Genomic DNA, 19,379 nt, shown 5'->3' with positions numbered 1-19,379 from the left:
ATTTCTCGCTGGTGTTGTAGATATTGGTGAACCCGCCCTACAGGAATTACTGTCAAATCCGGTTAATTCTATCGATTCACCGGCGATGACACATCGCAATTTCTTGCAATTGTTTTCGATTGACTTTGCCTTGAGAATTGCGCGGCAATTGTTCCACGAGCACCCAATATTTCGGTCGCTTAAACTTGCTCAACTTATCTTCTATTGCCGCTTGCAGATTTTTGACAGTAACTTCGGAATTAGCGGGAACGTAGATAGCTGTAACGACTTGACCCCAATCTTTGTCGGGCAAGCCAATTACAGCAATATCCGCAACTAAATTAGTCGATCGCACAACGGCTTCAACTTCCGCCGGAAATACATTTTCTCCGCCCGTGATAATTTTGTCGCTGCTGCGTCCGACGATATTTAAGTAGTTATTTTTATCAAAAAATCCTAAATCATCTAATTGGAAGTATTGGCGATCGCCAAATTGTTCAGGATAATAACCCAACGCCAAAGATTTAGCATTTACCGCAATATTGCCGATTTTATTATAACACAAAATATCACCTTTTGCACTGCGAATCGTTATTTTAGCATGGGGTAAAGTTTGACCGGAACTGTTATTGCCAGCGAGAAAATCTTGGGGTTTTAGTGTAGCAATTTGCGAGGCGGTTTCTGTCATGCCGTAACTAGGCGCTAATTTAATTTGATAGTTTCTAGCTGTTTCTAAAAGTTCCGGCCAAGCGGGAGCACCACCCAAAAGTACGGCACGAAAGCGTCCAAGCCAATTAGCTGTATCTGGGTTCCGCAACAGCCGTTGCAGTTGAGTTGGAACTAAAGAAATGAAAAATTCTTCTGGTTCGATGTCGCATATTTTACCATTTTCTAATTGTTTAAATGGCTGAATAGCGAGTTTTCCTCCGGTAGTAAACGATCGCATGAATTGCATTAAACCGCTGACGTGGTATAATGGCAAAACGCAGAACGAGTTGATTTTGTCAACTTGAAAATATTGTTGAAAACCTTGTACTGATGCGGTTAGTGTTTCCCAAGTGTGGATGGCAAAACGGATTTTTCCTGAAGAACCGCCGGTGGGAATCATAATCGTATCAGAACCGCTTTTAGTCGGCGAATGGAATTCGCGGCTATACAAACGAAGTTCGCCTTCGGGGACTGGGATATGGGGATTGTTGGGAAGCGGGTATTGTCCCAAAATTAAGTCGGGTTGGACTAAATCAAAGACTTGTTGCCATTCTTGTTTTACCCAGTTGGGATTGCAGAGAAAAATCGGGCATTTGGCGGCGCGGGCGGCGGTGAAACTTGCCAGAAATTGCACTGGTTCTGGTTCTGCGATGCAAATTTTTGGGGGTGTTTTTTGTGCGGGATTTTGGGTTATTTCTTGAAATAGCCGATCGACAATTCGGGCAAATTCGCGACTGTCACAACCGATCAGCCAATCATCGGGCAAGCGATCCGCGATATCCAGGATATTTACTGTTAGATTTGTTGCCATAGATGCTTTCACCAAGTTTCTCGATTCAAAACAATTACAGGAGTTACGCACTCCGACAAAGAAACCGGGTTTTTTACCGAATTTGTCGGCTGCAACGGGTCTTTTCGTAAAAAACCCGGTTTCTGAACCCCAGGAGTAATCTAAAATCTAAAATCTAAAATCTAAAATCGAATGATTGTCATCGAACCAGGAATCGGTGCCGAAGCCGAGTGCTCTATTATTTAAAGACAATTCGGTTGCTAAATTTAATGCTGCTTGTCTGCCGATTTCGGTTTCAAATACTGATGAGAAAACAGCGTCTATATTGTGAGTTTTACAAAATTTTCGCAGTTGGGATGGGGAACCGCATATCGCAGGTTTAATGACGAAAATGCCCCGCCAGCCTTGGCTGTAGCACTCTTGGATGCGATCGAGGTTGGCAGCAGATTCATCAAGGGCGAGATCAGTTGCATAAATAGCATTCAATTCTACCATTTCCTGAAACTGTGTTACCGGCAGCGGCTGTTCCAAAAATTCAATGTCTGCGGAAAAGTCGGGAGTTGCTTTTACCTTGTCGCAAGCTTCCAGCCATGTTTTAGCCTGGGAGTAACTGAGTCCCCCGTTGGCATCTAACCGCAAAAATGCTTTTTCGCGATCGCACAAATTGTGTATTGCTTGGATTAGCTGCTGAAAAATCTTTAATTCTTGTTCAATTGCAGCAACACCAATTTTCCATTTAAACGTCCGATATCCCTCTAACCAAAGCACTTGCAAAGCCTGCAAAGCTGTTTCACCTGCTGGCAATAAACCGCTGAACCGATTTTTTTCTTCCTCATTCCCAACCTCTTTCGATTGGTGACTTCTTAAGACTGAACCCGCAATCAATGTCGATTTTAGGCGAAGTCTAGATCCCCCTAAATCCCCCTTAATAAGGGGGACTTTGAGAATATTTCTCCCTCCCTTTCTCGATTGGTGACTTCTTAAGACTGAACCCGCAATCAATGTCGATTTTATGCGAAGTCTAGATCCCCCTAAATCCCCCTTAATAAGGGGGACTTTAAGAATATTTCTTGTCCCCCCCTTAGTAGGGGCGGTGCCCCCGTGCCCGCCCTTAGTTAAGGGGGATCTAGAGTTTGATAGTGCTGACTCAAAGCCAAATTGACAAGCCGGCAATTGGGCCGAAATAGCAAAAATCATCTCTGATGAAATATTACCTGGCAACTGGTGACAAAAATCTAAAGCTTGCTCAAAACTTTCCGAACCAAACCAACTCAAAGGAGCAATTTCTCCCCAACCAATTTGATTATTTTCATCCACAACTCGCAGGATAATTCCTTCGCGAATATCCCAGATGCCGTGACTTGTTCGCAAGGGGCGCTTAAATTTTCGCTGATAAGTGCGAAACTCGAATTGATAAAGCATTGGTTTTTTAGTTAATCATAAAATTGTCTCACAACAGCGAGAAACTGATCAATATTTTCAAAATGGATATTGTGGCCAGCTTTTGGTACAATTTCCAGAGTAGCGGCCGGACACAAGCTGGCCATTTCGGTATTTATGGTTGTAAATTTATCATCATATTCTCCCGCTAGCAAGAGGAGAGGTATTGGATTTTGTGCGAGTTTTTCCCAGAGAGAGGGCTGGTTGCCGATTCCCATATTGCGGAGTGATTTGGCTAATTCTAAGGGATTGTTTGCTAAGCGGGTTTCTATGAGTTGGTCGAAGTTGGGAGAATTTTTTAAAGATTTGAATAAAGGGATCTCGTACCAGTTTAATAAAAAATCTTTAATGTTGCTATTTTCCAGCTTTTGTGCTAGCTGTAAATCGGCTTGCAGGCGGTGCGATCGCTCTTTTTCTGTCTTCAATCCCGGAGAAGCTGACTCTAACACTACTTTCTCGAATCTTTCTGGAAAATGTAATGTCATGTAAAGTGCCAATCGCCCGCCCATTGAATAGCCCAACAACAAACATTTGTCTATTTGTAAATCATCTAATAAGTGTATCAATGCTTGGGCTGTATTTGATATATTGTAGCAACTTTCGTCGCCGCTGACTCTAGTTTTTCCGTGACCCGGAAGGTCAACTGCTAGACAGCAGTAATTTTTAGATAGTAAGGAAATGACGCGGCTAAAATCTTGACTGTTGCCCGTGAATCCATGCAAAAATAAAATTGTCTGCTGATTCTTGTGACCACTTAAAAAATAGTGAAAGTGATAATTATTAAATTTGGTCATTTTCTCACAACATCACTGCTATGTTGTCAGGTATCGATCCAGTATATTCTATGGCTACAGATTTTCCCTTCCTTAAGGAAAGCTTACTGTAAATTTCATCGCGTTCTGTTGCATGGGCTAAAACTTCACCTCGAATCACGTTTAATTCTTCATCTAATTGAGGATTGACGATGAGTACCCACTCATCAGGATATAGGCTAAAAATTTCTTCTAAACTCATAATTTTGCCGATTTCTGTTTGCGTACTCATGCTTTGATTCTCCTTTCTTACGATTCAATGTGAGGTACGGATTGCTGAATTAAAGAAGATTGTGAGAAGTCGCCCAACTCTGCCAACTCCCCCAACTCCCTCAACTTAGCAAACCATACCTCCAGTCTACCGGAATTCTCGATCGCCCGATCTACAAACCAAAGCCCAACGCCAGCAGCAATCCGCTCGAAAAATGCAGCGTAACTGCGATAAACTTAGAGTTGCTCACCTTTGCAGGTTGGTCGTGATAGTCTGTGACATGGCGGCAAAGGTCGATCGCAAATGGCAAACTCCCAAAAATCAACAGCGTCCAAATTGGGAACATTCCCAAAGCCACAAATAGCACAGTCAAAGCATATACACTGCCGCACAACCACTGCAACAACTGGGCACCTTTCTTTGTACCGAGTCGCACAATTGGCGATTTTTTACCCGCCGCCAAATCATCCGCAATTTGATGAAAGTGGGAACAAAATAAGATGATACTCGTAGTAATTCCCACGATAACCGAAGCCGCCAAATTAGTGGCAGACCAAGTTTGAGTCTGACTGTAATAAGCAGCGGCGAAGGCTAGCGGCCCAAAGGTGAAAAAGCAGATTATTTCCCCCAAACCTTGATAGCCAAGACGAAACGGAGGCCCTTGATAAGTGTAGCCCAGAGCACAGCACAAAACTACTAGCAAAATTACTGTTGGGTCTTTTTGCCACCAGCTTAGGGCGCAGATTCCAGACACTCCGACTGCTAAAAACAGATTGGCCAGCCCGAAAATTAAAGCTTTATTTCCGGTTAAGTTAACTAGGGAATGCGCTTTGTTTTTATCGATGCCTGTTTCCGAGTCAAATACATCATTGCTGAGATTCAGCCATGCTATAATCAAAATGGCTGACATTAAAAAAGTCGAAAAAATTGACGAATTAATCGTTTGAGTTTCGGCAAAAGCAACTGCTGTTCCTACGGAAATAGGAATCACCGCAACGCTGTACATGGGCGGCTTGATTGCCGCCAGCCACAATTTACTATTTGAACGTTCAATTAACTTTGTTGTCATTACACAAACTTGATGCAATTGATAGCAGCGTAGTAATTTTACAATTTTATTGGTGAAGAAACTCTACTCTGTATCGGGTTGAGTGCGCGGGGGGCATCCCTTGAGAGGCTTTGCGGGCGATCGCGCGCCCGGTAATGCCCGTCTGCAAACCTCTGCGGGGGCGATCGCATGAGAGTCGAGATTTAGTCGCTCAATCTTAAAGTTTTATGTCTAAATGTTTCGATCGATCGCGCGATAGTCTGTTTTCGCCCCGCCGCTGAGCCCAAACTTTCCGGGAAACTCGAAAGGTCATGTTTTGCGATCGCCCTCCCGTGCTTAGATCGAAATAGGGGTTCTAGCGGGACAAAACCGCACTCTTTCTGACAAATCTGCTATTCTCGCTTTCATGACAGTAATACCGCACCGCGCTAATCTTTTACAAGACCGCAATCAACTGCATCAGTTTCTGTTAGATTGCCAGCAGTCTTTAACCGAAAAAGATCAAACAAAGATAGTTAGTATTTCTCAGGAGATTGCCCCCGTCGATCCGCTAGTTGTACTTCAAGAGATTTCCGAACCTGGCCAGCGGCACTTTTACTTTGAAAAAAGAGACCCGATTTCCGGCAACAGTTTTGCGATCGCCGCCCTAGATTCGGCTATCCATTTAACAGTAGCCGGAAGCGATCGATTTACCCTCGCTCAAAATTTTATTCAATCTTGTCTTGCCCGAACAATTACCATCGGTACAGAACGCTTGCCCTTCAGGGGGCCGCACTTTTTTTGTAGCTTTGCTTTTTTCGATGAGAATGTCGCCACCAATTCTTACTTTCCCCCTGGCACCGTATTTTTACCAAAATGGCAGATTACTCGCCTGAAAGATAGCTGCACACTGGTGGCAAATGCCATCATTCACCGAGATTTAAATATTAAGATTATTACGGATAATATTTGGCAAGATTTTGATAAAATTGCGTCGAGTTCTTACAAAAAAATAACTTCTCTTAGAAACAGTTCGATCTTTTTAAAACAAATCCCTGTGAACGATGCCACTCACTTTAAAACATCAGTCAAATCTGCTTTAAAATTGATTGAGTCTCAATATTTCAGTAAGATTGTTTTGTCCCAAGCAATAAATGTCATTTCCAAAACCCCTTTTAGTTTAATAGATTCCTTAAATAACTTGCGCCTTACTTATCCCGGTTGCTACGTATTTTCCACCAGTAACGGCCAAGGTCAAAATTTTATCGGTGCCAGTCCAGAACGCTTAATCAGCATTCACAAAAATGAGTTAGTAACAGATGCCTTAGCTGGTTCGGCACCGAGGGGGAAAAATGAAGCGGAAGATGCGAATTTAGGCAAAGGTTTACTCAACAGCGAAAAGGATATTCGAGAACATCGAGTTGTAATTGATTTTATAGTCGATCGCCTGTCGAGTCTCAGTATCAATCCCGACTTTTCCCCGGTTCCCAGGCTGCTGCAACTGTCAAACATTCAGCATTTGTGGACACCCATAAGGGCTAGAATTCCCCGTGATATTCATTTATTAAAGATTTTAGCTCAACTGCATCCAACGCCAGCGGTGGCGGGCGTACCGAGAGATATTGCCCTACAGCAAATTCGCGCCTGCGAAAGCTGCGATCGCTCTTTGTATGCAGCACCCCTCGGCTGGATCGATCGCACCGGCAACGGCGAATTTGCCGTCGGCATTCGATCGGCTTTAATCGATGGCGATCGGGCTATACTTTATGCTGGTGCTGGTATTGTGGCGGGTTCCGAACCCGAAAAAGAACTAGCAGAAATTCAGCTCAAATTGCAGGCACTTTTAAATGCTTTAGTTTAGCAATATATTAGAAAAATGATTGATTTTCGCAACACAAACACTCTCTGGTGTTCAATATTAGCAGAAACTTTGCATCGGTTGGGATTAACTACCGCCGTGATTTGTCCCGGTTCGCGATCGGCACCGCTAACAATAGCTTTTGCCCTGAACAACAAAATAGAAACTATTCCCATACTTGACGAACGTTCAGCCAGCTTTTTTGCATTAGGAATTGCCAAAAAATCCCGTTTACCAACAGCACTAATTTGTACATCAGGAACCGCTGCCGCCAACTTTTATCCTGCGATAATAGAAGCGAGAGAAAGTCGAATTCCGCTGCTAATATTCACAGCCGATCGACCTCCGGAACTGCGGGACTGTCACGCCGGACAAGCGATCGACCAAGTGAAAATATACGGCAATTATCCCAACTGGCAAGCCGAATTAGCGATACCTTCTGCGTCCAGAGGAATGCTAGACTATCTGCGGCAGACGATCGTGTATGCTTGGGAGCGATCGCAATTTCCAACACCCGGCCCCGTCCACCTCAACATCCCCTTCCGCGACCCGCTTGTACCCGTTCCAGACATAGCTGTAGAAGCTTTAGAAACACAATTTAATCCCGAAGATTTCTTTGCAGGATTAGAACCAATTTTTGCCGGAGAAAGCTCTATTGTGGGGCAGGCATCTTGCCTGCCAATTTCAGGAGACGGGCAAGATGCCCGTACCACAACAAGAGACGGGCAAGATGCCCGTACCACAATACAAGTTATTGACTCCCTAATTCAAAAATGGCAAAAGTGCAGCAAAGGGATAATTATTGCAGGCGTTGCACAGCCTCAATTTCCCGAAAAATACTGTAGTGCGATCGGCCAAATTTCCAAATCCTTAAACTGGCCCGTTTTAGCAGAAGGACTATCCCCAGTCAGAAACTACGCCCAACTAAACCCCCATCTAATTTCCACCTACGATTTAACCCTGCGAAACCGCGAACTAGCAGATAAATTAACCCCAGAAATCGCCATTCAAATCGGAGACTTACCCACAAGCAAAGAACTGCGAAACTGGCTAAACAAAACCCAACCAAAACGCTACATAATCGACCCCAGCCACCACAACTTCGATCCCCTACACGGCCAAACAATTCACCTGCGAACCTCCGTAGAAAACCTCGCAACTAATCTCGCAACTATATTAACTCAAGTCCCCCCCCTGAACAAAGGCGAGTCAACTCTTGTCCCCCCCCTTATTAAGGGGGGGTTAGGGGGGGATCGAGCCCCTGCTACCACTAATATCTCCCCTCAAATCCCCCCCCTAAACAAGGGGGGGTTAGGGGCCGGGCTGTTTCATTCTCCCGAAAAACATGAATTTTGTAGGGGTAGTGCCCCCGTGCCTACCCCCGATCTAGAGGATTCGATCGGCAGATCAGACCAAGAGGGCCGGCACGGGGGCACGGCCCCTACAGAGAATGAAACAGCCCTGGGGTTAGGGGGGGAGCGAGCCCCTGCTACCACTAATATCCCCCCTCAAATCCCCCCCCTAAACAAGGGGGAATCAACTCAAATCCCCCCCCTAAACAAGGGGGAATCAACTCAAATCCCCCCCCTAAACAAGGGCGAGTCAACTCTTGTCCCCCCCCTTAACAAGGGGGGGTTAGGGGGGGTTCAAACCTCTCCCTCAAACGAATACCTCCAACTTTGGCGCAACACCGAAATCCAAGTCAGACAAACAATAGACCAAAAAATATCAGCAATTAACCACATAATCGAGCCCAAAGTTTCCTGGCTGCTTTCCCAAATTTTGCCACCTGGAACACCGATATTTATTGCCAACAGTATGCCCGTCCGAGATGTCGAGTTTTTCTGGAAGCCAAACAACTTAGAAATAAAACCGTTTTTCAATCGCGGCGCTAACGGTATAGACGGCACATTATCAACAGCTTTGGGAGTTTCTCACCGCAATCAAAGCAGCATCATGCTAACAGGCGATTTAACACTTTTGCATGATACAAACGGTTTTTTAATTAAAAATAAATTTGTCGGTCATTTGACAATCATATTAATTAATAACAACGGTGGCGGAATTTTTGAAATGTTGCCAGTTGCCAAATTTGACCCGCCCTTTGAAGAGTTTTTTGCCACGCCGCAGGATATCAATTTTGCTCAGTTGTGTGCAACTTACGGCGGGGAACACGAGGTAATTGAGGATTGGGAACAGTTCAAACAAAAATTAAGTTTTTTGCCAAATAGCGGGATTCGCGTCTTAGAAGTGCAAACAGACAGGCGCGCCGATGCTAAATGGCGGCAAGATAATTTAGGTAAATTTGCTCAAGGTTCCTAGTAAGGACTTTTGTCAATAAGCCTTTCGCGGGCGGGCCGAAGATCCCGCCCCACAAGCAGAAAATTCACACTTTGTGGAACAGGCATCTTGCCTGTTCCGGGAAATGCTGCAATATCTCAGTTTAAACTGCTGGTTGAGCTAGCAGCGAATCTAACTCTCCTTCTGCATCAAGTTTGTGAATATCATCACAGCCGCCTACGTGTTGCTTATTAATGAAAATTTGGGGTACGCTGCGCCGTCCGTTAGCGCGATCGGCCATTGCTTTTCTAGCCGCTTCGTCGCCATCAATTTTGTATTCCGTGAAATTTACGCCTTTCCACCACAGCAAAGTTTTGGCGCGGATGCAGTAGGGACAGGTTTGCCAAGTATATATTTCCACATTGGCTTTGATGCGATCGGGCTTGCGGCCCAAGATGGGATTGAGAAAATCAAGCATTTTCAGTACGGGGGTAAGGGTGGAACTCATTTAGAAATCATACCCAATGTATAAATTCCGCTGGTATGGGCGCATCTGCCAGAGGTGGGTTTTAAGCTGTCGGGCGATCGCCCTGTGACCCAAGTCACAACTTGACTCTACTCGGATCACTTGCTTTCACCCCTGACAATCACCTTCGCGGCCTCATTAATATCACTGAGCTTTTGAGGAAACCAGAAGATGATAAATATATCGAATTCAACCGCACTGCCATGCACCCCGTACAACTCCTCCCCGGCGCTATCTCTGAAATCCTCGCTTCTGTAACCGATACAGGCGTTTTGACTCTGGCGGATCGCTACGGTTTGATGGCCGCCACCTTCGACGACTCTCTGAATGATGAAGACAGAGGCTGTGTCAACCGCTTGTTGCGGGCGGTGCTCAGAGGCCGAGTCCAAGTAGTCAACGAACTTTCAGCAGCATTCTAATCGGGATTTGAAGTTTTGTTCTGAAGGCAAGGTGAGTCAGCGGTAGATAAAAATAGTGGAAACTCAGGCAGGAGTTGAAACAGCAGTAATTTGAATTCGATTTAAAGTTTTCTCCTCTAACTCAACAACGGTTTATTTGTCAAAGCAGCCTTTACAGGCTGCTTTTTTTTGATCTAATCGCGGATTTCCAGGTTGTACTGGCGGCAGAGGGCGATCAGTTCTTGTTGGAAGCGATCGCGCACATTCTGGGGCGAGACAATCACGCAGTCTTTGCCGTACCGCAGCACATCTCGGAACAGCCAGAATCGGCTGGATACCCGCTTCACTACATGGCGCACGTCTCCCACCATTTCATTTTCCACATCTTCATCCGGTTTGGATTCATAGTTCCCAGCCAATCCCCTTGAAAAGTGTAAGTGTACTTCCAAATAGTCTATGGTTTCGCGCCAATTTTCACTGGCAGGTAGCAAGTTAACAATCTTGTCCAAACGCAAACACCGATTGTGAGCTAATTCCGGGATTTCTCTGGGATCGGCATCGTCGCACCAGATTTCTAGGTACAGGCGCTTGTCGTAGAGGCGAATTTTGGCACTGCGGGCAGTAAATTCGCTCAATTTGTCTTTGCCTGACTGGTAAAACAGCCTGAACGGTTGGTGATCGTCAATCAGTTGATTGAGTCGAATCCGCCACGCTTCGGCAGTTTGGTTGACTTGTTCGAGCAACTTTTGCCGGAAAGGGGTTTCCAGATTGGCTTTGTCCAAAAGTAATGCCATGACGATCTGGGCGGCTTCGACTTCGCCAGAGTCGTTGAGGAATTTGACGGCTTTGTTCAAGGATTGTACCTGCACTGAATTGAGGGTAAAGGGTTCGCCCACTTCGATTTTTTGTTGGGCGATCGCGACCAGTAACCCAGACACACTGGGACTTTTTCCCCATAAGATACCGAGGCGAAGGGCGATCGCCTCTAGCTGTTCCTTGGTTCCGGCCGGAATTGAAAGTGTAATTGTCTCTTTTTTGCGGGGCATTAAATAAATTGTACTTGCACACTTGACAGATTGGGTTTTCAATGTAAATATAATTTTAGTGCAAGTACAAACATCCCAGAGATAACGAAGGCTATAAATTTCAGTCCTGGACGCATGGTAGTCAGAAACCGGGTTTTTTTACGAAAATCCTTTGTTCTAGCCGACAGTTCGAGTAAAAAACCCGGTTTCTTTGGTTTTATGCGTTCAGGACTGAATTTGAGAAACGTCGCCTGAGTCGGCAGTAGCACGCAACCGATTGTTGCTGAACGTCAATAATAGGATGTAATGCTATTTTGTCAGGGGATTGGAGGGAATTTTTCTCCTTCTACCCCTGTAAAGATAGAGTGCTAGAGACAATTTATTATGACTATAAAAATTTATCTGTCCTAGTCCTCGAATTTGTTTACCCTACACAAGTTAACCATGCTCCAAATTTCCCCAACGCTGACAGAACTTCAGGAAATTGCTTCACAACTTCCCGAACAAATTCCTTACCTCAAAATGCTAATTCTGTTTGGTTCTCGTGCCAGATGCGATACTCACCCAAAAAGTGATTGGGATTTTGCCGCACTTTACGATGAAAATTTTAGACAAGAATATTGCCAAGACCGGGGATTTTCTTGGTTTGAAGTTCCAGGAATTTTGGGTCAAGTTTTTGGAATCAATAGTGATGAAATTGATGTTGTGGAATTACATCGCTGTTCGTCGCTAATTGCTCATTTTGTGGCGCGAGATGGAATTTTACTGTACGAAACAGAATTAGGTCAATTTGAAGCTTTTAAACAACAATGTTTGATGACTGATGCAGAATTAGAAGTGCTGCGTCAGAATCTGCGACAAAAAATCGAGGTTTCGTTGCAAAGGAGGGGAGTATGAAGGAGATTGAGCCTGCGATCGTCTTAGCTAAGCTGGATTTTATGACAGACTATCTAGAGAGTTTAAGTTCTTTTGAGTCAATTTCTTTAGAAGAATATCTTAGCGATCGGGGAAAGCAGTTAATTATAGAACGATTGTTGCAACTGATTATTCAAGTTGCAATTGATGTCAATCGATATTTGCTCAAGCGATTAGAAGTCCAGCAACCGAATAGCAACTTTGATGTTTTTATAGAAGTTAGCAACTGTGGCATCATAACAGCGGAGTTAGCTAGCATCTTATCTCAATCAGGTGTTTTGCGTAACCGTCTGGTACATCTGTATGACGAAATCGATCCTGTCAAAGTGCATCAAGCGATCGATATTGTATTGCATAAATACCCGATTTATCAACGGCAAGTCACTAATTATCTAGATTCTCTTAGAGAGAATAATAGCTAAATAGTAATTAATCTAAAAAATGATGAACTTATGAGGGCGAATTATGTCACTAAAAAGTCTGCTTTTTGACGAAGAACCTCAAACTTTAGACCACCGCTACTTTAGGGAAGTTCGTCCCAAACTTTACCAACTGCATACCAATCACGGACAGTACGGCACTCGCCAAGGACGCACCCTTGCCGAACACCTCGATTCGGCTTGTCAGTTCGTTTTAACGGTTAGCAAAATTGCCGGAGTTCCCGATGACAAACGCGCTTGTATTCTGGCCGCGACTGCCGTTCACGATTTGAATAAGCTGGCAGACGACGGACGCAATGTTAAGACCTTGGCACGCGATCGCCCTTTTTTGCTACAACAACTCGATCGCGCCTGCGTTGCCCAATTCGCCCAAACCGAGTCCGAACTCGAACTCGTCCGCCGCCTGATAGAACGCCATTCCGGCCACAGCGCCAGCGATGGAACACGCTTTTTGCCCGAAGACCCCAACATCAAACGTTGGGCTGCGATGTTGATTGGGGGCGACTTATTTGACTTAGGAATTGAGGAAAATAAGCGCATTCGCAAAGTTGAAACCGAGTTAACCGTTGCATTGCAGCGTGACAGTAAGTTGTTTCATGTCACTCTTTCCGAAGACCGAGGTTATTTAACTTCGCTGTTGCTGTCAGCTTGTGAAGAGGTTTTGCACGATCGCAATTTGCATACTCTCGCGATCGATCCCAACGGTCAAATTTTTGTCGGAGAAGCCTTTCCCGACGGCGATTTAAGCCCAATTATTGCTCGACAATGGCAAAAAAAGATCGATCGCGTCTTTAGCAGCAACGTCGAACAACTCGTCAACGCCACCAAAGACGGCATCAAAATCGACCCGCAAGCCATCCAACAAAATCCCGAAGCAACTTTAGACGAAGTAGATAAGTTACTGCTAAAAAAAGCCAGCGGTTACAAAGTCGAAAAAGTCGCCAAGGATATTGAAAAATATGGCGGAGATGCTGGAGAAAATGCCGTTACCGCTGCCGCTGCTGTCGGCTTGCATCCAGTTTCCAATGCCGATGAATTTGCCATTTCTGAAGGACTAAAAACCGCTTACCTCAGCTATCGGGCCGCCGAACTCAGCCCCAAGGAGGTTTGGGATCGAATTGCAACGCAAGTCGGATTATCCCCAGAACAGCGGGCAGCATTGGAACCGTTCAACGCGCAGTACGGACGCTGTTTGTTTGCGGCCAAATCCATTGAGGGCGATCGCGAACAGATGTTAGAAAAGGTATTTGCCGCCTTAGAAGACTCATTTCAACTGCGCGGCAAAGCCGAAGAGATAGACGTATCTGAAGAATTGGTAAATGCCGTTCGGCAACTGCTCAACTTTTCCACACCAGCCAATTGGCAAGGCTTTAATGAACTCACAGCCTACATTGAAGCTAACCCGCGCCAGCGCTGTTCCTTGGGGACGACATCGCTACAAATCGGCGAATTGAGTTCCCCAAAAATGCCACCGGGAACCAAAGTCCAAGCTTTTTCCAATCGTCTTCCCGGCGGCATGATTGCTGAACCCAAACGGCGGGCCGATAACTTATCGGCATTAGGTTATCAGTTGATGGCAGTTGGTGCAAATTTCCCGAACTCTGTCAAACAAGACCCGCTATATCTTCACTTTGCCCTGCCAAAAGGATCGAGTGTTGAGCTCAGAACAATTTGGCAAAATTTTCTGAGAAATACCGCAGCCAAGAATGAAGATGGGACAGTAACAGTTGACGAAATTAAACTTTACCGCGAAAACGAGATGGTTTTTCAATCCAACAAAATGGTTGGGTTGGCACTGCCAAAACGTCCTGATTTTGTCAACTCAACGGTGACAATTCCCGTGCTGTGGGGAGAAGTTAATAACTCGGTGGCGTTGCTAAAATCGCTCAGATTGGCGTTGCAAATGAGTTTGGAATTTGAGTTGGGTTTTCCCTTTGTTTTGGATGCCAATCTGGAAGTCGAACCAACTTGGGATTTCTTCGGAAAAGTTGAGGGAATTCCGTCATCTTTGCAGCCACTATTAGGCAGCGGCCAGTATCGGCGAAACGGTCATTTATCCAAGGAAGAAAGGCGCACTGCAGTCACGGCCGAGCAAGTTTTAGAACGGCTGCGCTGTATCGGAAAGCTAGCTATTTCGGTGGCAAGTATTCAGAAAAAAGATGACTGTTTGTATGACTTGGCGCGGGCAGCAACTCGTCCGTTAAGTTTCTATTACGTCCTGCTGCGCTGGCTGCTGCGGGAACAAGATGACCCCAATTTGGAGGCAATTTGGTCTCGGATAAAAGAACCTTTGAATACTTTACTCAGGAGTCTCATGTCAGAAGAACACGATCGCGTTTCTAGCTATCTCAAGCAAGTCGCACACATTGCCGAATCTGCCAAGTTGCGGGGCAGTTCCTTCCGCCGCACTGCCCAAACAGAGCCGTTTTCGGAATTTATCAAAGCTGTGCGATCGCGCAAATCTCATATGGATTGGGACACGGTATTTGCCGCCCTAGTGCAGCAATATCACAACCGTCTCGATCGCATTCGAGAACACGGCGTGGGTGCAACAAAATACGAACAAGTCAAGCAGTTTTATCAAGTTTTGAAACAACTATTTGAGGAGGTTTATCACTCGCGTCCCGAACGACTGCTAACTGATAGCAAGACCCTCGAAGCTGCCTACTTGTTCTTTTTACAAGAAGCGCGTCAAGAACTTAAGTCTAAAAGCGAATCTGAATCTACATCTAAAACCGAATCTGCAACCACATCTGCAAACAACTAGGAGAATACAAAATGTCGATCGCAAAATTGCAACCCTTCCTCGCACCCAGCTACGAAAACTTCCCCAAAGGCCGCACCATTGGGATTGTTGTCCTTCGTACCACGCAATCGGAAACCATTTTTCGGACAGAGGGAACGGGCGAACCGATGTGTAGTGAATACGTGCAAGCTGGCATTAAAGATACCGAATCAATTCCTCGGTTGGTGATGACAAAACGCAAACAAGTTGCCCCGGAAAGGCGGAAAGGACGAGAGTTTTTGCGATCGCAAAATCTTCTCTACACGGCACCAAAAACTGATGCAATTTGTGCTCTCAATACCAATGCGCCTTGTGAAATGTGCGTTGATTGCTTCCTCTACGGCTTCGCAGCGGGGGGAGAAGGGGCGCAAAAAAGCCGGGTGTGGACAGAGGATGCGTTTAGCGTGTTGCATTCGACAGAACTAATTGCCGATCGCACCATCAATGCTATCTTTGAAACCGGAACTATGCGCGATGAAAAGGGTAACGCTTCGACTGCCCTCAACACCAGCGAATACATCAAACCTGGGGTTCACTTCCTCGATATTGTCACCCTCAAAGATGTCACCGCTGACGAACTGCGCTACACTCTCGGCAACATTTTATTAACCACTCGTTACGGTGCAGTTTCCAGCCGCGTCGGGCGCATGGACAATCAAATTCTCGGTGTATTTGGTGGTATTGCTGAACTGCCGAGTTCTCTGGAATTAGTACAAGGGGTTTATGACAAGCTGAAAGCCCAAAATACCGCCATCGAACATCCTTTAAAAACCGCATCTTTAGTAGATGCAACTCAGGAAATAATCGGCAGTTGGAGAAATAAACGAGGTATTTCGATGCAGCTTTCCCCAGCCGAATGTGACGCGCTGATTGCCGATGTCGATCGCCATTGGTCGCTACCGGAACAAGAAACATTCCTCAAACGCTTGGATGAATCCTACGCACCTTGGCGCAAAGTGAAAACTGAAAACAAGACTAAAGGGCGAGGTAAAAAATCGGAGGAATCATAAATCTTGTCCCTGTGTCGGGGCGGGTTTACAAATATCCTCAATTTAAAGGATAGGGGTGAACTTGCCCGTACAGGATTTGCGTTTATTTAATCGTTTGAATTAATCTCTACCATGCCGCAATTAGAACTTTCCCGAACTTCTTCCGCTTCGATAATTGCCTATAAAACCGCACACTTAGTCGAACTTTGGTGCGCCGAGCCCGTGTTTTTTGCCTCGCGGGAATTGTCTGATACTTATTATACCGAAGGGGCGATCGGCAATTATGCACTAGCCTATGCTTTAGGCTGGGCGCGATCGCCCTATCGCCTCACCGGACAAGATACGAGCAGACCTCGGTATATAGAAGATTTAACGCCCCTTTCCGGTAATAGCTACATCCTCCCCGCATGGCCGGCTGACGGCACTTTATCCTTCCGATTTGAGCGGTTTAACGCCCTTTCTGACTCCTATTGGTATGCCATGACCAACAACCGAGTAGCAACGGCGCGCGAAGATTTACCCCTCAGTAGAACGGGGAAAAAACCCAGTACCTATCGCCCTAGCAACTTCCCCCAAACCGGGCGACTGCGAGTAATTGAACGGGGAAATCGGTTTCAGACATTAGTATTTGGCGATCGCGAATTGCCCGAATACATTCGCGTCGGCAAATTTACCAGCAAAGTCCGCGTTGAAATAGTGAAAAAACTCGATGTTGTGCAACTTCCGAGGGGCGATTATCGCTGCAATACCTATCTCAGCGCCGCCGACTTACCTGCAAATATCGAACTCCTTGCTTTCGACTTAATTTCGATACCGCCCGCATCGTTATTGAAAAATCTTTCTTTTCACGGTGAAGCGCTGCAAGTCGGTGATTTCATTCTCCCAGCTAACCTTGAATTCTGTGGTGGAAATAACAATGGATAATCTGAAAATTAAACTCGAACCAGCCAGCATTTCTGCCTGTCCCCAATTGCCTAAACAATTGGAATTTATGGGACAAGCCTTGCAGCATCAAGTCGATGTTTATGAAGCGTCCGAAAATAATGATATCATTCTCGACCTCGCACCGACTGGAACCGGAAAAACCAAAGCCGGATTGAGTGTTTTGCTGCACAACTCTCAGCGCAATGCTATCTATATCGCACCGACAAATGCCTTAATTGACCAGCAAACTGAAGCCGCCGAAAAATTTGTTCGGGATGCGAGTTTACCTCATATCGTAAAAGCTGCTTCTGCTAGACAAGTCAATTCCTGGCCCGACGATCGCGTTGGGAAACGTTCTGGCGAGAAAATCTATAATGTTTTGCGCGAACCTGCAACTATTTTTCCCGAATGCGGTGGCGGTAGACCAATTTTGCTGGTGACAAACCCGGATATTTTCTACTACGCGACGTTTTTTGCTTACAATAATCTCGATCGCGGAAATATTGCCAGTGAATTTTACAGCAGTTTCTCGACTGTAATTTTCGATGAATTTCACCTATATGATGCCAAACAATTAGTTAGCTTGTTTTTCTATCTCGCTTTATCTAAAGAGTTTGGCTACTTTCAGTACAATCGAAAAATTGTTCTGTTGACGGCAACGCCAGAACCTGCTTGCGAAGAAGCCTTAAATGTCTTAGGAAAAAATGGGGTAAAAATTGCTCGAATCGATGGAAAAAGTCAAATTAGTTATCTACGTCCTTCTCAAACTGAAGTCAATCTAGAAATCCGTAAGCAGGTTGATAAAGAAACTACGATCGCAGAAATTGTCCAAGAAGTTCTGCGGCGACTCAGAGAAAATCCTGACCAAAATGGGGCAGTAATTCTTGATGCCAAAGATACCCTAGGCCGCATTTCGGATCGATTGCGCGATCGCGGATTTGCCGATTTCTGCGGGCGGATTACGGGGGATACACCCAAGGAAGAACGCCCGCTGGCCGCCCAAAAACAAGTGATTCTAGCTACCAGTACCGTCGATGTGGGCTTCAACTTCGATCGGGAGAAAGAAACACCCCGGCAAAATCTCGATTGGTTGATTTTTTCCACGCGCGATCGCTTTTCATTTTGGCAGCGCATCGGGCGTGTCGGAAGGGTGTTAGGGAAAACGCAAACCGAAATTCCTTCAGAGGCGATCGCCTATTTACCCGATCGCGCGTGGGAACAAGGCATCGAACAACTTGACTGTTCCGGTGGACGCAAAACCCTGACGGAAATGTTAGAAAGTCTAGACTGCATGAAGCGTCCCTTTCTCGACATTTACTGGCGTTCCGAAGCCTTTCTAGAAATTGCCAAACCCTTACTAGAACTAGAAACATTGCTGGAAAAATTGCCCGAAGCAAGTTTAGTTATGCAGCTTTATCAAACCATGCAAATAGTCTTGGGAGGCAAGCGAGACTGGAATTCTTATCGGCGGCGGATGAAGGTATTGCAAGGTGCAGAAAATGTGGCTAAATCTACTATCAAACAAATTCAAAAAGAGTGGCAGTACATTAAAGGTGGTCAAAACTGCGTCATCAGTTTTATGCAAGCAAACTATCCCGAAGATTGGGAAGAAATTGATTCTGGGAGAAAGTCAATCGAATTAGTTGAGGAAAAAATCCGCAAAAACCAAAAAGTTGCCGAAGAGTTGAAAGAATACGCGACAATTCTCAAAGCCAGTTATGCGCCAATTTTCAAGTTTCGAGAAAGTTTGTTTGAAAATGTCAAGATTTATGACCCCAAAAACTTTTTACTCGATGAAGTCGGCGAAACCAATCTCGATCCCATTCACCTGCTGAGATTTTTTGAATTTGCGTCCGATGAAAATGGGATTGTGCTTACCCATCGCGCCACCGAAACTTACGGACTAAAATTTGCCTTGCAAGTTGCAGATTTAGAAGATTTTGCAAACAACTATCTTTGCAAACTTTATGCTTTTAAAAATTGTACGATCGAACGGACGATCGGCGATAACGTCCGTCCCACAGCGTTAATTTCCCAGCTTACACCGCCCTTAATGCCCGGTGTGATTGTCCGAGAACATCGCAAAAATCGCTGGGCAATTCTCAAACTCAGAAAACAAGGAATCGAATGCTATCCGATTACGGTCAAAGATAGCTTTGCTAACGAACAAGAATATACATTCTTTCCGAGTTTATCGGGAATTTTGGCGATCGCCTCCGCTGGCATTACCTTAAAATGTCCTGACAATCAAGAATTCTGGGTAATCTAAATT

The 19,379-nt window shown here is 45.3% G+C and carries 16 protein-coding genes; 9 read left to right on the top strand and 7 right to left on the bottom strand.

Annotation, left to right across the window (positions count from 1 at the left end; translation table 11 throughout):
- Window positions 1-76: 76 nt before the first annotated feature.
- The 5 genes from QUB16_RS13625 to menA form a co-directional block, all read right to left on the bottom strand.
- Window positions 77-1,498: a 2-succinylbenzoate--CoA ligase gene (locus QUB16_RS13625; protein WP_333316750.1), complete on the bottom strand. Its 1,422-nt coding sequence runs from the start codon at window positions 1,496-1,498 to the stop codon at window positions 77-79.
- A gap of 147 nt (window positions 1,499-1,645) precedes the next feature.
- The gene (locus tag QUB16_RS13620; protein ID WP_333316748.1) at window positions 1,646-2,899 is read right to left on the bottom strand and encodes an o-succinylbenzoate synthase; all 1,254 of its coding nucleotides are present in this window, start codon (window positions 2,897-2,899) and stop codon (window positions 1,646-1,648) included.
- 11 nt (window positions 2,900-2,910) lie between these two features.
- Window positions 2,911-3,711 (bottom strand): 2-succinyl-6-hydroxy-2,4-cyclohexadiene-1-carboxylate synthase, encoded by an 801-nt coding sequence (gene menH / locus QUB16_RS13615; RefSeq protein ID WP_333316746.1) that lies wholly within the window; start codon window positions 3,709-3,711, stop codon window positions 2,911-2,913.
- 4 nt (window positions 3,712-3,715) lie between these two features.
- Entirely contained in the window at window positions 3,716-3,961 is a 246-nt protein-coding gene (locus tag QUB16_RS13610) for a hypothetical protein (RefSeq protein ID WP_333316745.1), read from the bottom strand.
- A 151-nt stretch (window positions 3,962-4,112) separates the two neighbouring features.
- The gene (gene menA, locus QUB16_RS13605) at window positions 4,113-5,009 is read right to left on the bottom strand and encodes a 2-carboxy-1,4-naphthoquinone phytyltransferase (RefSeq protein WP_333316743.1); all 897 of its coding nucleotides are present in this window, start codon (window positions 5,007-5,009) and stop codon (window positions 4,113-4,115) included.
- 385 nt (window positions 5,010-5,394) lie between these two features.
- On the opposite strand from menA, the gene QUB16_RS13600 reads away from it, so the two are divergent.
- Together QUB16_RS13600 and menD are read left to right on the top strand one after the other, a co-directional pair.
- Window positions 5,395-6,828, top strand: coding sequence for an isochorismate synthase (locus QUB16_RS13600; protein ID WP_333316741.1), 1,434 nt, complete (start codon window positions 5,395-5,397; stop codon window positions 6,826-6,828).
- A 15-nt stretch (window positions 6,829-6,843) separates the two neighbouring features.
- Window positions 6,844-9,147, top strand: a complete 2,304-nt coding sequence (menD, locus tag QUB16_RS13595) for a 2-succinyl-5-enolpyruvyl-6-hydroxy-3-cyclohexene-1-carboxylic-acid synthase (protein ID WP_333316739.1) — start codon at window positions 6,844-6,846, stop codon at window positions 9,145-9,147.
- A gap of 121 nt (window positions 9,148-9,268) precedes the next feature.
- Here menD and grxC read toward each other — a convergent pair whose 3' ends face one another.
- Window positions 9,269-9,583, bottom strand: a complete 315-nt coding sequence (gene grxC / locus QUB16_RS13590) for a glutaredoxin 3 (RefSeq protein WP_333269824.1) — start codon at window positions 9,581-9,583, stop codon at window positions 9,269-9,271.
- A gap of 251 nt (window positions 9,584-9,834) precedes the next feature.
- On the opposite strand from grxC, the gene QUB16_RS13585 reads away from it, so the two are divergent.
- Window positions 9,835-10,050 carry a hypothetical protein gene (locus QUB16_RS13585; RefSeq protein ID WP_172188518.1) on the top strand — a complete coding sequence of 72 codons (216 nt, stop codon included), beginning with the start codon at window positions 9,835-9,837 and terminating at the stop codon, window positions 10,048-10,050.
- Window positions 10,051-10,223: 173 nt separating this feature from the next.
- Here QUB16_RS13585 and QUB16_RS13580 read toward each other — a convergent pair whose 3' ends face one another.
- The gene (locus QUB16_RS13580; RefSeq protein ID WP_333316737.1) at window positions 10,224-11,075 is read right to left on the bottom strand and encodes a WYL domain-containing protein; all 852 of its coding nucleotides are present in this window, start codon (window positions 11,073-11,075) and stop codon (window positions 10,224-10,226) included.
- A gap of 423 nt (window positions 11,076-11,498) precedes the next feature.
- Between QUB16_RS13580 and mntA the strand changes: the two genes are divergently transcribed.
- From mntA to cas3, 6 genes are all read left to right on the top strand, one after another.
- Window positions 11,499-11,951 (top strand): type VII toxin-antitoxin system MntA family adenylyltransferase antitoxin, encoded by a 453-nt coding sequence (gene mntA, locus QUB16_RS13575; RefSeq protein ID WP_333316735.1) that lies wholly within the window; start codon window positions 11,499-11,501, stop codon window positions 11,949-11,951.
- A complete protein-coding gene (gene hepT / locus QUB16_RS13570; protein ID WP_333316733.1) occupies window positions 11,948-12,391 on the top strand; it encodes a type VII toxin-antitoxin system HepT family RNase toxin in 444 nt (147 codons plus the stop codon). The genes mntA and hepT overlap by 4 nt, the downstream gene beginning before the upstream one ends.
- Before the next feature lie 43 nt (window positions 12,392-12,434).
- Complete coding sequence (locus tag QUB16_RS13565; RefSeq protein WP_333316732.1) at window positions 12,435-15,176, top strand: CRISPR-associated protein Csc3; 2,742 nt, start codon at window positions 12,435-12,437, stop codon at window positions 15,174-15,176.
- 11 nt (window positions 15,177-15,187) lie between these two features.
- The gene (cas7d, locus tag QUB16_RS13560; RefSeq protein ID WP_333316730.1) at window positions 15,188-16,204 is read left to right on the top strand and encodes a type I-D CRISPR-associated protein Cas7/Csc2; all 1,017 of its coding nucleotides are present in this window, start codon (window positions 15,188-15,190) and stop codon (window positions 16,202-16,204) included.
- Between the two features lie 111 nt (window positions 16,205-16,315).
- Window positions 16,316-17,107 (top strand): type I-D CRISPR-associated protein Cas5/Csc1, encoded by a 792-nt coding sequence (gene cas5d, locus QUB16_RS13555; RefSeq protein WP_333316728.1) that lies wholly within the window; start codon window positions 16,316-16,318, stop codon window positions 17,105-17,107.
- A complete protein-coding gene (cas3, locus tag QUB16_RS13550; protein WP_333316726.1) occupies window positions 17,100-19,376 on the top strand; it encodes a type I-D CRISPR-associated helicase Cas3' in 2,277 nt (758 codons plus the stop codon). The genes cas5d and cas3 overlap by 8 nt, the downstream gene beginning before the upstream one ends.
- Window positions 19,377-19,379: the final 3 nt, after the last annotated feature.

The organism is Microcoleus sp. D3_18a_C4, from assembly GCF_036702415.1.
Classification (GTDB): Bacteria; Cyanobacteriota; Cyanobacteriia; order Cyanobacteriales; family Microcoleaceae; genus Microcoleus.
This window is presented reverse-complemented; position numbering and strand designations above follow the sequence as displayed.